The 15,005-nt window shown below is 68.3% G+C and carries 17 protein-coding genes; 14 read left to right on the top strand and 3 right to left on the bottom strand.

Translation table 11 applies throughout. The features are described from left to right. The first annotated feature begins 44 nt into the window (after positions 1–44). The 8 genes from BSY19_RS05990 to BSY19_RS06025 all read left to right on the top strand — a co-directional run bounded on the left by BSY19_RS05990 (position 45) and on the right by BSY19_RS06025 (position 7,327). Positions 45–902: a CoA transferase subunit A gene (locus tag BSY19_RS05990; protein WP_069053350.1), complete on the top strand. Its 858-nt coding sequence runs from the start codon at positions 45–47 to the stop codon at positions 900–902. Then, entirely contained in the window at positions 899–1,672 is a 774-nt protein-coding gene (locus BSY19_RS05995; RefSeq protein WP_150129511.1) for a CoA-transferase subunit beta, read from the top strand. Before BSY19_RS05990 ends, BSY19_RS05995 begins: the two co-directional genes overlap by 4 nt. Further along, complete coding sequence (pcaH, locus tag BSY19_RS06000; protein ID WP_069053352.1) at positions 1,669–2,379, top strand: protocatechuate 3,4-dioxygenase subunit beta; 711 nt, start codon at positions 1,669–1,671, stop codon at positions 2,377–2,379. The genes BSY19_RS05995 and pcaH overlap by 4 nt, the downstream gene beginning before the upstream one ends. Then, positions 2,369–2,959: a protocatechuate 3,4-dioxygenase subunit alpha gene (gene pcaG / locus BSY19_RS06005; RefSeq protein WP_069053353.1), complete on the top strand. Its 591-nt coding sequence runs from the start codon at positions 2,369–2,371 to the stop codon at positions 2,957–2,959. The genes pcaH and pcaG overlap by 11 nt, the downstream gene beginning before the upstream one ends. 181 nt (positions 2,960–3,140) lie before the next feature. Next, positions 3,141–4,037 carry a 2-dehydro-3-deoxygalactonokinase gene (locus BSY19_RS06010; protein ID WP_069053354.1) on the top strand — a complete coding sequence of 299 codons (897 nt, stop codon included), beginning with the start codon at positions 3,141–3,143 and terminating at the stop codon, positions 4,035–4,037. Continuing rightward, positions 4,034–4,942 (top strand): ribokinase, encoded by a 909-nt coding sequence (locus tag BSY19_RS06015; RefSeq protein ID WP_069053355.1) that lies wholly within the window; start codon positions 4,034–4,036, stop codon positions 4,940–4,942. Before BSY19_RS06010 ends, BSY19_RS06015 begins: the two co-directional genes overlap by 4 nt. Positions 4,943–5,115: 173 nt before the next feature. Continuing rightward, positions 5,116–5,676: a retropepsin-like aspartic protease family protein gene (locus BSY19_RS06020; protein ID WP_069053356.1), complete on the top strand. Its 561-nt coding sequence runs from the start codon at positions 5,116–5,118 to the stop codon at positions 5,674–5,676. 151 nt (positions 5,677–5,827) lie between these two features. Then, entirely contained in the window at positions 5,828–7,327 is a 1,500-nt protein-coding gene (locus BSY19_RS06025; protein WP_069056889.1) for a phosphomannomutase/phosphoglucomutase, read from the top strand. Between the two features lie 27 nt (positions 7,328–7,354). On the opposite strand, the gene BSY19_RS06030 is transcribed toward BSY19_RS06025, so the two are convergent. From BSY19_RS06030 to BSY19_RS06040, 3 genes are all read right to left on the bottom strand, one after another. Continuing rightward, positions 7,355–7,978 (bottom strand): TadE/TadG family type IV pilus assembly protein, encoded by a 624-nt coding sequence (locus BSY19_RS06030; RefSeq protein WP_069053357.1) that lies wholly within the window; start codon positions 7,976–7,978, stop codon positions 7,355–7,357. A gap of 8 nt (positions 7,979–7,986) precedes the next feature. Continuing rightward, positions 7,987–8,604 carry a TadE/TadG family type IV pilus assembly protein gene (locus tag BSY19_RS06035; protein ID WP_069053358.1) on the bottom strand — a complete coding sequence of 206 codons (618 nt, stop codon included), beginning with the start codon at positions 8,602–8,604 and terminating at the stop codon, positions 7,987–7,989. 196 nt (positions 8,605–8,800) lie between these two features. Next, the gene (locus BSY19_RS06040) at positions 8,801–9,325 is read right to left on the bottom strand and encodes a pilus assembly protein N-terminal domain-containing protein (RefSeq protein WP_069053359.1); all 525 of its coding nucleotides are present in this window, start codon (positions 9,323–9,325) and stop codon (positions 8,801–8,803) included. A 413-nt stretch (positions 9,326–9,738) separates the two neighbouring features. Between BSY19_RS06040 and BSY19_RS06045 the strand changes: the two genes are divergently transcribed. The 6 genes from BSY19_RS06045 (at position 9,739) to BSY19_RS06070 (ending at position 14,980) form a co-directional block, all read left to right on the top strand. Beyond that, positions 9,739–9,903: a Flp family type IVb pilin gene (locus BSY19_RS06045; RefSeq protein ID WP_069053360.1), complete on the top strand. Its 165-nt coding sequence runs from the start codon at positions 9,739–9,741 to the stop codon at positions 9,901–9,903. Positions 9,904–10,082: 179 nt separating this feature from the next. Next, a complete protein-coding gene (locus BSY19_RS06050; RefSeq protein WP_069056890.1) occupies positions 10,083–10,595 on the top strand; it encodes an A24 family peptidase in 513 nt (170 codons plus the stop codon). Between the two features lie 125 nt (positions 10,596–10,720). Then, positions 10,721–11,500 (top strand): Flp pilus assembly protein CpaB, encoded by a 780-nt coding sequence (cpaB, locus tag BSY19_RS06055; RefSeq protein WP_069053361.1) that lies wholly within the window; start codon positions 10,721–10,723, stop codon positions 11,498–11,500. Then, positions 11,497–12,939, top strand: coding sequence for a type II and III secretion system protein family protein (locus BSY19_RS06060; protein ID WP_069053362.1), 1,443 nt, complete (start codon positions 11,497–11,499; stop codon positions 12,937–12,939). The genes cpaB and BSY19_RS06060 overlap by 4 nt, the downstream gene beginning before the upstream one ends. A gap of 47 nt (positions 12,940–12,986) precedes the next feature. Beyond that, the gene (locus tag BSY19_RS06065) at positions 12,987–13,721 is read left to right on the top strand and encodes a CpaD family pilus assembly protein (RefSeq protein WP_236840478.1); all 735 of its coding nucleotides are present in this window, start codon (positions 12,987–12,989) and stop codon (positions 13,719–13,721) included. Further along, positions 13,721–14,980: a CpaE/TadZ family protein gene (locus BSY19_RS06070; RefSeq protein ID WP_069053364.1), complete on the top strand. Its 1,260-nt coding sequence runs from the start codon at positions 13,721–13,723 to the stop codon at positions 14,978–14,980. Before BSY19_RS06065 ends, BSY19_RS06070 begins: the two co-directional genes overlap by 1 nt. The last annotated feature ends 25 nt before the right edge of the window (positions 14,981–15,005 follow it).

The raw sequence follows: 15,005 nt of genomic DNA on the forward strand, positions 1-15,005 counted from the left end.
TGAAAACGTTGTGCGATAAACGCACATTATGAGGAGATGTCAAGGTGGCGGAATTCGTCTCCCTCTCGCAGGGAATCGAGGCGGTCCTGAGCGATGGCTGTTCCGTCGCGATGGAAGGCTTCACCCATCTGATCCCCCATGCGGCGGGGCATGAGACGATCCGTCAGGGCAAGCGCCGCCTGACGCTGATCCGGATGACGCCGGACCTGATCTACGACCAGCTGATCGGCACCGGCTGCGCCGAAAAGCTGATCTTCTCCTGGGGCGGCAATCCCGGCGTCGGCTCGCTGCATCGCTTCCGCGACGCGGTCGAGAACGGCTGGCCGCACCGGCTCGAGATCGAGGAGCACAGCCACGCCGCCATGGCCAACGCCTATGAGGCGGGCGCGGCCAACCTGCCCTTCGCCGTCTTCCGCGGATACAAGGGCGTCGATCTGCCGAGCGTCAATCCGCAGATCCGCTCGGTCACCTGCCCCTATACCGGCGAGGTGCTGGCGACGGTGCCGGCGATCCGCCCCGATGCGGCGATCATTCATGCGCTGAAGGCCGATCGCGAGGGCAATGTCCTGCTCGAGGGCATCGTCGGCGTGCAGAAGGAGGCGGTCCTGGCGGCGAAGCGCTCGCTCGTCACCGTCGAGGAGATCGTCGACGATTTCGGCCCGCGCAACGCCAACGCGGTGATCCTGCCCTCCTGGGCCGTCACGACAATCGCCCGTGTGCCGGGCGGCGCCTACCCGTCCTATGCCCATGGCTATTACAAGCGGGCCAACGATTTCTACATCGCCTGGGACAAGATCGCCCGCGAGCGCGAGACCTTCTTGGCCTGGATCAAGGAAAACGTGCTGGAAAAGGGGCCTGATGCCTTCGCCCGCCATGCGCAGCCGCAGAGGGAGGCAGCCTGATGACCGCGACCCCGACCGAAATGATGACCATCGCGGCGGCGCGCCTGCTGACGAACCAGGACGTCTGCTTCGTCGGCATCGGCGCGCCCTCGGCCGCCTGCAACCTCGCCCGCCTCACCCATGCGCCGAAGATCACGCTGATCTACGAATCCGGCACGCTCTCGACGCGGCCCAGCGTGCTGCCGCTCTCGATCGGCGACGGCGAGCTCTGCGACACCGCGCTGACCACCGTCGCGGTGCCCGAGATGTTCCGCTACTGGCTCCAGGGCGGGCGCATCACCATCGGCTTCCTCGGCGGCGCGCAGATCGACCGCTTCGCCAATCTCAACACCACGGTCGTCGGCCCCTACGACGCTCCGAAAGTGAGGCTGCCCGGCGGCGGCGGCGCGCCCGAGATCGCCAGCAATTGCGGCCAGATCTTCATCACCATGGCGATGGGCACCCGCGCCTTCGTCGACAGGCTGCCCTTCATCACCTCCTTCGGCCACGGCAAGGGCAAGGGTGACCGCGCCGCGCTCGGCCTGAAGACGAAGGGTCCGACCAAGGTGATGACTGATCTCTGCGTGCTGGAGCCGGATCCGCAAACCGCGGAACTCACCGTCGTCTCGCTGCATCCGGGCGTGACGCGCGAGCAGGTCCAGGCCGGTTGCGGCTGGCCGCTGCGCTTCGCGCCCGACGTCGCGGAAACGCCGGCTGCGACCGAACAGGAATTGTCGGTGCTGCGCGATCTCCACATCCGCACCAAGCAAGCCCATGGAGTGGCGGCATGAGCCTGATCTATCCCCGCGAGAGCCTGGCTGCGCATCCGGCGAACGCCTCGCCGGCCTATGGCTCGACGGTGAAGCGCGCGCCGTCGCAGCCACTGATCCTGCTGCCCCACACCCTCTCGGAGACGACCGGCCCGGTCTTCGGCCATTCGGCGGTCGCTGCGGGGGATTCCGACCTGACCCGCCAGCATGTCGGCGAACCGCTGGGCGAACGCATCATCGTCTCGGGCCGCGTGCTCGACGAGGACGGCCGGCCGGTGCCGCATACGCTGATCGAGATCTGGCAGGCCAATGCGGCCGGGCGCTATGTCCATGTCCGCGACCAGCATCCGGCGCCGCTCGATCCCAACTTCACCGGGGCCGGCCGGGCCCTGACGGATGCCGAAGGGCGCTACCGCTTCGTCACGGTCAAGCCCGGCGCCTATCCCTGGCGCAACCATCACAATGCCTGGCGCCCGGCCCATATCCATTTCTCGCTCTTCGGGCCGAGCTTCCTGTCGCGGGTGATCACCCAGATGTATTTCCCGGGCGATCCGCTGTTCCAATACGATCCGATCTTCCAGTCGATCACCGACGCTCAGGTGCGCGATCGGCTCGTCTCGCGCTTCGACCTCGCCACGACCGAGCCGGAATGGGCGCTCGGCTACCAGTTCGACATCGTCCTGCGCGGCCGCAACGCGACGCCGGTGGAGGAACCGCATGAGCATTGATCCGCAAACGGCCCAGGCCCCCCTCGGCATCACGCCGTCGCAGACCATCGGCCCCTTCTTCGCCTATGCGCTGACACCGCGCGCCTATGGCGGCAGCGAGCTCGCCACCGGGACCGTCGCGGCCGAGGGTGTCGCCGGCGAGCGCATCCGCATTGTCGGCACGGTCTATGACGGCGACGGCGCCCCGGTGGGAGACGCCATGCTCGAAACCTGGCAGGCCGACGCGCAGGGCCGCTACAACGCCGCCGGCAATGCCGGATTCACCGGCTTCGGCCGCATCGAGGCGACCGCCGAGGGCACGTTCCAGATCGAGACCATCCGCCCCGGCCCTGTCGCCGCACCGGACGGGACGATGCAGGCGCCGCATCTCTCGCTCTCCGTCTTCGCCCGCGGCCTCCTCACCCGGCTGACGACGCGGATCTATTTCGAAGGCGAAGCGGCAAATGCCGCCGATCCGGTGCTGGCGCTGGTGCCGGCCGAGCGGCGCCACACACTGATCGCGACGAGCCAGCCTGACGGCAGCTTCCGCTTCGATGTCCATCTGCAGGGCGAGAACGAGACGGTCTTCTTCGCGTCGTGAGGCTATTCCCCTCACCCTTGTGGGGAGGGGTTAGGGGTGGGGGCGTAAAGGCGGAGCACCTCGCATGCATCGAGGCGTGAACGGTTGATCCAGCGCTTTTGGTGGTGCAACTGTCACCCGGTCGTTCGCCCCCCACCCCTGCCCCTCCCCACGAGGGGGAGGGGGTCCCGGAGCCTTCCCCATGCCCAGACCCCTGATCGCGCTCGACTGGGGCACGACCCGCGCCCGCGCTTTCCTCATCTCGGCAGCCGGCGAGGTTCTGGAGCGCCGCAGCGCCGACCAGGGCATCCAGTCGGTTCCCGCAGGCGGTTTCCCGGCCGCCTTCGAGGCCATCGCCGGCGACCTGCGCCGGATGGCGCCCGAGGCGCAGATCGTGCTGGCGGGCATGGTCGGCAGCCGCAATGGCTGGGTCGAGGCGGCTTATGTGCCATGCCCGGCCTCGCCGGATGCCATCGCCGCGGCCGGCCTGACGGTCGCGCTGGCCGACGGCACGCCTGCGCTGATCCTGCCCGGCCTCTCCTGCGACGAGGGCGCCTTCGACGTCATGCGCGGCGAGGAGACCCTGATCGTCGGGCTCGGGCTGGCGGACGGCATCGTCTGCCTGCCCGGCACGCATTCGAAATGGGCCCTCGTGGAGGGCGGACGGATCACCCGCTTCGCCAGCTTCATGACCGGCGAGATCTGGGGCCTGCTGCGGCAGAACTCGATCCTCTCCCGTCTCGCCGAGGAGCAAAGCGAGGAGGGCGCACGGCTCGGCCTGGCGGCGGGCTTTGCCGCCTCGCGGCGCCCCGGCGGCCTGCTCAACACCGCCTTCGCGGCCCGCTCTGAGGTCTTGGCCGGGCGGCTGCCGGGTTCGGCCGTCGGCCCCTATCTCTCGGCCCTGCTGGTCGGCCACGAGATCGCGGGCGCGCTGGCGTTGTTCGGGCGGCATGACACCGTCCATCTCGTCGCCGAGGGCGCCATGGCGGAGAGCTACGGCGCCGGGCTGGCCGCGGCGGGGCTGCAGGCCCTTGTGACGACGCCGGAAGCCGCCTTCGTCGCCGGCATCCGCCGTCTCGCCGGAGCCATCGCGGCATGATCGTCGTCTTCGGTTCGCTCAACGTCGATCTGGTCACCCCGGTCGAGCGTCTGCCCGGCGCCGGCGAGACCGTGATGGGTCCGTCCTACGCTCTCCATCCCGGCGGCAAGGGCGCCAACCAGGCGCTCGCGGCCCGCCGCGCCGGGGCGCAGGTGCGCCTCGTCGGCGCGGTCGGGACCGATGCCTTCGCCGACATCGCGCTCTCGCTGCTGGCGCAGGACGGGGTCGACCTCGCCGATGTCGCGCGCGTCGCGGCGCCGACCGGCGCCGCCTTCATCGCCGTCGATGCCGACGGCGCCAACCAGATCGTCGTCGCCGCCGGCGCCAATGCCCAGGCGAGCGCGACGCCCCTGGCGTCGCTGCCGCTCGGCGAGGGCGACATCCTGCTGCTCCAGCGCGAGGTGCCGGAAACGGAATGCCTCATGGCGGCACGGCGCATGAAGCAGGCCGGCGGCCGCGTCATCCTCAACCTCGCGCCCGCCGGGCCGCCCGATCCCGCGCTGCTCGCGGGCCTCGACATGCTCGTCGCCAACGAGCACGAGGCGCTGGTGCTGGCGCAGTCGCTGGGCTGGGCCGAGCGGGAGCCCGACGATATCGCCCGCCGCTGCGACGGCGAACTCGGCATCGCCTGCATCGTCACGCTCGGCGCCGAGGGTGTCGTCGGCTGGCATGGCGGCGTCCGCCGCCGGCTCGCGGCCCCCGTCGTCAGTGTGGTCGATACGGTGGCGGCGGGAGACAGCTTCACCGGCGCCTTCGCGGCGGCGCTGTCCGCCGGCTACGGCTTCTCGGGCGCCCTGCAGCGCGGCCTCGCCGCCGGCTCTCTCGCCTGTACGGCGGCCGGCGCCCAGCCGAGCATTCCGCGCCGGGACGCCATCGAGGCCCTGGTCGGGCAGTCCTTCCTCTAGCCCGCCTCTAGCCCGTTCGAGGCCAATTCACGCGGTCCTGGCAAAGCGCGGTTAAGCCTGTCGCGCATTGGTCGATCCACAACCCCGGATCGCGCCTCATCCTGCAGCCCGTCTTCACCCTTCCGCAGGAACTGCGCCGCATCGTCGCCGGAACGCAGGGGAAAGGCAGGCCGATGGCACAAAATCCGGTCGTCTGGGCGCTCGGGATCGCGGCGATCGCGTCACTGAGCGCGGTGGGATATGGCGGAAGGCTGGCCGACTGGGTCGGCATGGGCGAAGCGCCGAGTGCCGCGAGCATGACCGCAAGCCCGGCCACGGCGCGGGCGAACGAGCCGCCGGCCGCGCCGTTCCGTCCCGCCGAACCGCCGACCCTGACGGTGGCGGCCGATTATCGCGGCCACTATGTCGTGCATCCCTCGATCGACAATTTCCGCGTGCAGATGCTCGTCGATACCGGCGCCAGCCTCGTCGCGCTGACGGCGAAGGATGCGATCGCGCTGGGCATCCGCCCCTCCCCGGGGGATTACAAGATGACGCTGAGCACCGCCAACGGGACGGTGAAGGGGGCCCGCGTCACCCTGCGCGAGATCCGCCTCGGCTCCATCCTCGTCCGCAATGTCGAGGCGGTCGTCCTGCCCGAAGGCGCGCTTTCGATGAGCCTGCTCGGCACCTCCTTCCTTGCCAAGCTGCGCGGCTACGAGGTCCAGACCGGCCGCATGATCCTGCGCGGCTGACCGCGCCCTCGGTGCCCAACGCCTGGTTGGCGCGACGCCCCCTAGCGTTTCGCGCCCGATCCGCTATGGGCTGGCGTCGTTCTTGCGTCACATGGTCCGTCCCATGCTGCGCTACCCGCACCCCGAGCCGTTCTTCGCGATGGATGCCCCGATGTTCCCCAAGCCGCTCCCGGAACTGACACCCAACACCTTCGCCTACGAATCCCTGCCGATGGTCAAGCCGACCGGCTTTCGCGAATACGATGCGCGCTGGTTCTTCGGCGAGGAACTCAATCTGATGGGCGTCCAGGCCGTCGGCATGGGGCTTGGCACGCTGATCCGGCGCATGGGCATCGCGCCCGAGATCGTCACGGGGCATGATTTCCGGGGCTATTCCTCCTCGATCAAGATGGCGCTGGTCACCGGCCTGATGGCGGCGGGCTGCAAGGTTCACGACATCGGGCTGGCCATGTCGCCCATGGCCTATTTCGCCCAGTTCGCGCTCGACGTGCCCTGCGTCGCGATGGTGACCGCCTCCCACAACGACAATGGCTGGACGGGCATCAAGATGGGCGCCCAGCGGCCCGTCACCTTCGGCCCGGAGGAGATGGGCGCGCTCAAGGAGATCGTCCTCTCGGGGGACTTCGATCTCGTCGGCGGCGGCTCCTATGTCTTCGTGCCGGACTTCCCGGCGGTCTACTTCAAGGACCTCACCTCCCGGCCGAAGATCACCCGCAAGCTCAAGGTGATCGCGGCCTGCGGCAACGGCACGGCCGGCGCCTTCGCCCCGCAGATCCTCGAGGCGCTGGGCTGCGAGGTGATCCCGATGGATGCCGAGCTCGACCACACCTTCCCGCGCTACAATCCCAACCCCGAAGACATGAAGATGCTCCACGCCATGGCCGACGCGGTGAAGGCGCATGGCGCCGACGTCGCGCTCGGATTCGACGGGGACGGGGACCGCTGCGGCGTCGTCGACAACCATGGCGAGGAGATCTTCGCCGACAAGATCGGCGTCATGCTGGCCCGCGATCTCGGCCGGCTGCATCCCGGCGCGCAGTTCGTGGTCGACGTGAAGTCGACGGGCCTGTTCCACACCGATCCCGAACTGCAGGCGCTCGGCGTCAGGACGGACTACTGGAAGACCGGCCATTCCTACATCAAGCGCCGTGTGCGCGATCTGAACGCGCTCGCGGGCTTCGAGAAGTCCGGCCATTTCTTCTTCAACGCCCCGGTCGGCCGCGGCTATGACGACGGGCTCGTCACGGCGATCGCGGTGATCGACATGCTCGACCGCAACCCCGGAAAATCGATGGCGGAGCTCTACGCCGCCGTGCCCAAGACCTGGGGTACGCCGACCATGGCCGCCAAATGCGCCGACGAGATCAAGTACCAGGTCAGCGAGCGCGTGACCGCGGCGATCCAGGCGCTGCAGACGCAAGGGGCGGACTTCGCCGGCCAGCCGATCCGCGACGTCGTCACCGTCAATGGCGTACGCGTCACCACGCGGGACGGCAGCTGGGCCCTCGTGCGGGCCTCGTCGAACAAGCCGGAGCTCGTCGTGGTCTGCGAGAGCCCGGTGTCGGATGCGCGGATGCGCGAGGTCTTCGCCGCGATCGATGCGGTGCTGCGGCTCAACCCGGAAGTCGGCGCCTACAACCAGACGATCTGAGGCGGTCGGGCGCGCGCGTCGTCCCGGTCAGCTGAAGCCGGGGCACATCGACACGCCGGAGCGCTCGACCTGCTCGATGCTGGCGGTGCCGCCGGCCTTGCCGAGGCGCGGGCGCATATAGATCGGGTCACCGCCGATCGAGATCGCGCCGCCCTGGATGAGCCAGCCGACGACGGGCGTGAAGTCGTAGCTCGCCTGCGCCATGATGAGCGAGCTGTTGGGCAGGCGCAGATCGGCGGGGATCGTGACCGTGGTTCCCCGCGCGAATTTGGTCGAGTTGCGCTGCTCGCTCCAGCACACCTTTGCCACGCCGGCGCTGTCGACGACGATGTGATGGACCGACATCTTCGGGCTGACGGTGGTGTAGGGCATCATCACCGTCTGCGCCGCATCGAAGATGTTGCTCATCTCGGTGTTGGAGATGGTGGTGGACTGCGCGGTCAGGTCGGCCAGCGAGCGCGTCAGCTGCGTGACCTTGCGGTCGATCATGACGCCCTGGCCGGTTTCGACGATCCCGAAATAGATCGCCAGCATCGCCGGCAGGATCATCGCGAATTCGACGGCGGCGACGCCGCGAGGATTGCCGCGGAAGCGTCGCGTCAGGCGCCGCAGGGCCGCCCGGTTGCGGCGCAGGGAAAAGACGCGCGTCATTGGAAACCTCATGGCGCGGGCGCGTTGAAGGGCTCGGTCCGGAAGGTCGTCGAGGCGACGATGCCACGACGTCCGGAGCCGATATTGGCGAGGCTCGCGCTCCAGTAGGTGAAGTAGAGCGGGTATTCGAGCACGGCCCGAACCACGACGATCTGCTGCGGCTGGGGCGCATTGTAGCCAAAGCCGGTGGTGTTCAGCCCGCCGGCCGAGATCGGATTGGTGCCGTCGGTGCCGTTCTTCGCATTGGCGAAGGAGGTGTAGGCGCGAACGTCGATGACCAGCTTCGAGCAGTCGACGAGGCCCGGGGCATTGGCGCAGACGTCATTCTTGAAGGCTTGCGTGTTGGTGGCCGCATTGCCGGTGTAGCGCGTCAGCGCCTCGCCGGTGAGCAGGCGCCGCGAGGTCTGGGAGACCGCCTCCTCGAGCACCTGGCTGGTCCAGAACAGCAGCGCCGTTTCCAGGATGGCGACGAGCAGCATCAGGAAGGGGATCGAGATGAAGGCGAACTCGACGGCGGTCGCACCCTCCTGCGACCGGCGGAAGCGGCCGAGCAGCCGGAACCGTGCACGGCGTGCCGCGACAGGCGCGGGGGCCGCCGGGGGATCGATGGTGGAGGGGTCGGTCATGCCGTCCGGGTCCCGTTGTCGCGTGCAGGTCGCTGCCGCGCAACCTCGGGCCGGCTTTCGCCTGTTGGCTCCTTGGAAGCGGCATCGGTCAGATGACGCTTCCACTCTTACGGGCAAAGAATTGCCGATCCGTTAGACCGGTCGCAGGTGCGGTCGAATCGCGGTTAGCGGATGCTTAACCCTGTGGCGTCGAGTTTCAGCGCTTGCTCGCGCCGAGCGCCGCGCCATTGCGGGTGCTGGCCTGGGAGCCGACCTCGCCGAAATACTTCTGCGCGTCGCCGAGTTGCGCCGCCGGCTGGCAGACGGGTGTGCAGGAATAGCTCTCGCGCTCGAGTCCCCGCTGCACGGTCAGGACGGAATCGGAATCCGCGCCCACGCGCACGAGGGATTCCGCCAGGAGCGTGCCGGCCGCATCGAGCGCGATCAGGTTGGTCACGCCGAAGCTCTTGCCGGTGACGATCATCACGCCGTTCTTCTGGACGGCGACATCGGCGATGGCGGGGTTGCCGACGATCACGGTCTGGGCCTTTTCGGGCAGCCGGACCACCTTGGCGTGGTCGACCTTGACGATGACGCTCTCGACGGTGCCCGTGGCGGGCGCCGCCTGGGTCTGCGTCGGACCGGCGGCCAGCGCGAGCGCCGTGACGGCTCCCGCGAGCGCGGCGATCGTCAAGGCGGAGCGGGGCCGATGGCGCCGAAGGGCGGCCGGGAGAGTGAACATCGCGCTGCCTCAAGATTTCCGTATCGACAGCTAAGCGGAAAATGATGAATCAAACCCTAATCGGGCTGTGCGGGCGGGTTTGGCGACGGCCACGGCAGCTTGACCAAGGGAGACAAGCGGCCTCTCGTGTCGATAACGGGGCGCGAAGGTACGCGATCCCCATGTTGATGGGCAGGAATGGGAAACTTAAAACGGCTCGTTAACTGTCAAAAACATGTAGTGACATAATATAATCTGTCAGTGACTATGGCAATTTGCCGTTAACCATCGCTCGAATGTCTTGAAGATCGGGCGAATTCTTCCTTCGCCTTAACCGATCGGCAAGGGGGGCGGGGTAATGTCCATCTTGTCGCTGACCGAAGCCACTTCAGAGCGAAGGCAGCCGTCAAACCGTGGTTCAAGAGGAGTTTCACATGACCAACGTTTTCGCTCGCTTCGCCAAGGATGAGTCCGGCGCCACCGCCATCGAGTACGGCCTGATCGCGGCCCTGATCGCCGTCGTCTGCATCACCGTCTGGACGAACATCGGCACCAGCCTGTCGGCCAAGTTCACGGCCATCAACAACGGCCTGAAGTAAGATCCGGCGCGTGGGGCGGCAACGTCCCGCCACCGCGAAACCGAAACGCCCCGGTTCGTCCGGGGCGTTTTGATTCGAGGCGGCCGGTTTCGCCGTCATCGCTGCGACCACAGTAAGGGTTTGGTGAGGCGCCTGCGGCAGGATCGCCGCCATGATCACCACTCCCGTAGGGGATGTCCATGTCGCTCCAGTTCATCGCCCTGCTCTTCGTGTTTCCGGCCGCCATGGCCTATGCCGCGGCGAGCGACCTCGTCTCGATGACGATCTCGAATCGGCTCTGCCTGGTTCTGCTGGCCACCTTCGCGGTCTGCGCCGCCACGCTCGGGCTGGGCTGGAGCCAGATCGCCTGGCATCTGGCGGCGGGAGGTCTCGTCCTGGTGATCTGCTTCGGCATGTTCGCCGCCGGCTGGATCGGCGGCGGCGACGCCAAGCTCGCGGCGGTGACCGCGCTCTGGTTCGGCTTCGAGCAGCTGATGCCCTATCTCACCCTGGCGGCGATCGGCGGCGGCGTGCTCACCTTCGCCCTCCTCAAGCTGCGCTCCGGTCCCCTGCCGCAGGTCGCGACCGGCTGGTCCTGGGCCCGCCGGCTGCATTCGCCGAAGGAAGGCGTGCCCTATGGCATCGCGCTGGCCTTCGCCGCGCTCCTGGTGCTGCCCGACAGCGCGCTCTGGCGGGCCGCGATGGGGCTGTGAGGGTGCCGCCGGCGCGACGCCGGGCCAGCCTTCAAAAAAGATACGTCCGATTAACCATAAGTTGACGATTCCAGCCGCACGATCCTCGCCGAGAGCCAACTGGGTTTGGCTGAGGGTCAGTCGCTATGAGTCCCGCCCGCATCATCATTCTCCTGGTCGCGCTGGTCGCCGGCATCGGCGCCGCCATGCTGATCCAGAAACCGTCGCAGGCCCCCGCTCCCGCAGCGCGGATCGAGCAGGCGCCGACGGTGCCCGTCCTCGTCGCCGCGGCGGATATTCCCGTCGGTAACGTCGTCGCCGCCGGCGACTTGCGCTGGCTCGACTGGCCGCTCTCGAGCGTGCCGGCCGGCGTCGTCCGCAAGGACGAGGCGCCGCAGGCTGAAACGGAGCTCGCCGGCCAGGTCGTGCGCTACGGCATGCTCGCCTCCGAGCCGATCCGCCGCGAGAAGCTGATCAAGACCGACGGCACCGGTTTCCTCTCGGCGGTGCTGCCCTCCGGCATGCGCGCCGTTGCGATCTCGACCGACAGCCGCGGGGCCAACACGGCCGGCGGCTTCATCCTCCCCAACGATCGCGTCGACGTCATCGTCACGGTGAAGGGGCCGGCGGTCGAGGGCGAGGGCGACGCCTTCATGAGCGAGACGATCCTGCGCAATCTCCGCGTTCTCGCGATCGGCCAGAACGTCCAGGAGCGCAACGGCGAGAAGGTCGTCGTCGGCGAGACGGCGACGCTCGAGGTCGAGCCCGGTCAGGCCGAAAGCCTGTTCCGCGCCCAGAAGATGGGAACGCTCTCGCTCTCGCTGCGCAGCCTCAAGGATGCCGGCCAGGTCGTGACGGGCCCGACGGCCGAAGGCGCGATGACGATCGTGAAATATGGCGTGACCATGAGGAGTGCGAACCAGTGAACCGGCACCGTACCCTCCTCTCCGCCGCCCTCGTACTGGCGCTCGCCGGGCCGGCCTTCGCCCAGCCCAACGGCCAGGCTCCCGTTCTCAATGTCGGGACCAGCGAGCACGCCATCTCGCGCAAGCTCGATCTCTCGATCGGCCGCTCGCTGATCGTCGAGCTGCCGCGCGACGCCAAGGAGGTCTTCGTCGCCAATCCGAAGGTCGCCAACGCGGTCGTCCGCTCGGCCCGCAAGCTCTTCATCATCGGCATCGCCGACGGTTCGACCTCGATGTTCGTCATCGACGGCGAGGGTCGCCAGATCACGGCCCTCGAGATCGAGGTCGGGCGCGACCTCAACGTGCTGCGCCAGACGCTGAAGACCGCGATGCCGCGCGCCCAGATCGAGGTCAAGCCGGCCGGCAACTCGATCCTGCTGATCGGCAACGTCGCCAACGCCTCCGAGGCGACCCAGGCCGTCGACATCGCCAACGCCTTCGTCGGCACCTCGTCCGGCTTCTTCACGTCCTCCAAGGGGGCGGTGATCAATTCGCTGACGATCCGCGGCCGCGACCAGGTCATGGTCAAGGTCGTCGTCTCCGAGGTGTCGCGCAAGGCGATCAAGCAGCTCGGCATCAACTCGACGGGCGAGTGGAAGCTCGGAAACTTCTCCGTCATGCCGACGCTGGACAACCCGCTGCCGTTGCAGCCGCAGGCCCTGGCCGCGACCGCCGTCACCGCCGGCATCGGCAACTCGACCAACTTTACCCTGCGCGCGCTGGAGCGTGCCGGCCTCTCGCGCGTCCTCGCCGAACCGACGGTCACGGCCATCTCGGGCGAGAGCGCGAAGTTCACGGCCGGCGGCGAAGTCCCGGTTCCCAGCGGCTATTCCTGCGATGGCACCGGCCTCTGCACGCTCGGCATCCAGTACCGGCCGATCGGCGTGGCCCTGAACTTCACCCCGATCGTGCTGTCGGACAACAAGATCAGCATGCGCATCGCGACCGAGGTGACGGAGCTCGACTTCGAGAACCAGCTGCGCCTGAGCGACACCCGCAACAGCAGCCAGCAGGTCGTCAACGCCCCGGCCTTCCGGGTCCGCAAGTCGGACACCACGGTCGAACTGCCCTCCGGCGGCACGCTCGCGACCGCCGGCCTGATCCAGCGCGTCTCCAAGCAGTCGCTCAACGGCTTCCCGGGCCTGATGAACCTGCCGGTGATCGGCGTGCTCTTCCGCTCGCGCGATTACCAGCGCGAGGAAACCGAGCTGATGATCACGGCGACGCCCTACATCGCCAAGCCGATGGAACCCAACCAGGTGCAGCGCCCCGATGACGGCTTCGTCGATGCTCATGACGCGCAGGCCGTCCTGCTCGGGCGCCTGAACAAGATCTACGGAACCGGCGGCGGGCCGGCTCCGCAAGCCTACAAGGGCCGCGTCGGCTTCATCGCCGACTGAAGCCGGTCGCGATGGCGAAGTCCGAACACGCAAGGAATGGCGAGACCATGATGGCTCGATCACAGCAGAACACCCGGCCCCTCGGCCTCGGCATCGCCCTGGCTGCGGCAATGCTGCTCGGCGCCTGCTCCGGAAAGCGCGACCTCGCCGAAACGGGTATCCCCGTGGACGTGCGTGAGCGGCATCCGATTGTGCTGCGCGACGCGCCACGCTCGCTCGACGTTTTCGTCGGACGTTCGGGCGGCGGGCTCGACGATCGCCAGGCGGAGGATGTCGCGGATTTCGCCCGCGAGTATCGCCGCTCGGGCAAGGGCGGGCTGGTCGCAGAGGTTCCCACGGGCACCCGCCGCGAGATGGCGGCGCACGACACGCTCAACGGCATCCGCTCGGCGCTGGCGCGGGGCGGCATCCCCGGCAATGCCCTGTCGGTGCGCACCTATCCGGTCTCCGACGCCAATCTCGCCTCGCCCATCCGCCTGACCTTCGCCTCGCTGCAGGCCAAGCTGCCGCATGATTGCGGCCAGTGGCCGGCCGATACCGGCGTCTCCAGCTTCAAGAACGATATGTCGAACGAGCCCTACTGGAACTTCGGCTGTTCCAGCCAGGCGACGCTCGCCGCCCAGGTGGCCGACCCGATCGATCTGGTCCGTTCGCGCAGCGAGGGTCGTCCCGACATCGCCAAGCGCATGGGCGCCATCGCCAAGATCCGCGAAGGCAAGGATCCGTCGACGCAGTACCGGCAGGAAACGCCGCAGATCAACTCCAGCGTCGGAGGCCGTTGATGAACGCCGGGGAGGACCAGGGCAGCGTCTCGGGCAGCGCGGTCGAGGACGTCGTCGCGCCGCTGCCGCGCGTCACCCTGCAGGCGTTCTGCGAGACGCCGGGCGTGGCCGCGACCATGCAGGCCGCCATCGCCGACCGGCGCATGGACAAGGCGCATGCGCGCATTCACATGGGCGGCCCCGCAGCCGCCGTCGAAGCCTTCCGCTCGGCGCCCACGCCCAACATCATCGTGCTCGAGACGGTCGCGGATGCGTCCAGCCTGATCGGCCATCTCGACGCGCTCTCCGAGAGCTGCGACGCGGGTACCAAGGTCATCGTCATCGGCCACGTCAACGACGTCCAGCTCTACCGCGACCTGATCCGCCGCGGCGTCAGCGAATACCTCATCGCCCCGCTCAGTACGCTCGACGTGCTGAAGACGCTGTCGGAGCTCTATGTCGCGCCCGGCGCCCGCAATCTCGGTCGCATCATCGCCGTGATGGGCGCCAAGGGCGGCGTCGGTTCGTCGACCGTCTCCCACAACGTCGCCTGGGCGATCGCCCGCAACCTCGATGCCTCGACGGTGATCGTCGACCTCGACATCGCCTATGGCACCGCGGGCCTGGACTTCAATCAGGATCCGCCGCAGGGCATCGCCGAGGCGGTCTTCGCGCCCGAGCGTCTCGACGCCAACATGCTCGACCGGCTGCTCTCCCGCTGCAGCGACAATCTGGCGCTGCTGGCCGCCCCGGCGATGCTCGATCGCACGCTGGACCTGCCGGAGGACGCCTTCGAGCAGCTCTTCGATCTGCTGCGCGCCACCGTTCCCTGCGTGGTGCTCGACGTGCCCCATGTCTGGACCGGCTGGGCCCGGCGGGCGCTGATCTCGGCCGACGAGATCGTCGTGGTGGCGGGGCCGGAGCTCGCCTCGCTGCGCAACGCCAAGAACCTGATCGACCTCGCCCGCGCCAACCGCCCCAACGATGCCGGGCCGAAGCTCGTGCTCAATCAGGTCGGCATGCCCAAGCGGCCGGAGATCGACGCGGCGGAGTTCTCCAAGGCGCTCGGCATTGACGTGCTGACGTCGATTCCCTTCGACGCGCAGCTCTTCGGCACCGCGGCCAACAATGGCCAGATGATCGCGGAGGTGCAGGCCGGCGGCAAGATCGCGGAGGCCTTCGTGCATATCGCCAGCAGCCTCACCGGCCGTGGCGAGGCCAAGCGCAGCAAGCGCAGCCTGTTCGAGCCGCTCGTCGCCAAGCTCCGTCGCAAGGCCTGATCATGCACAGTCCCCAGGCCGGAGC

Origin of the sequence: Bosea sp. RAC05 (assembly GCF_001713455.1) — a bacterium.
Classification (GTDB): Bacteria; Pseudomonadota; Alphaproteobacteria; order Rhizobiales; family Beijerinckiaceae; genus Allobosea.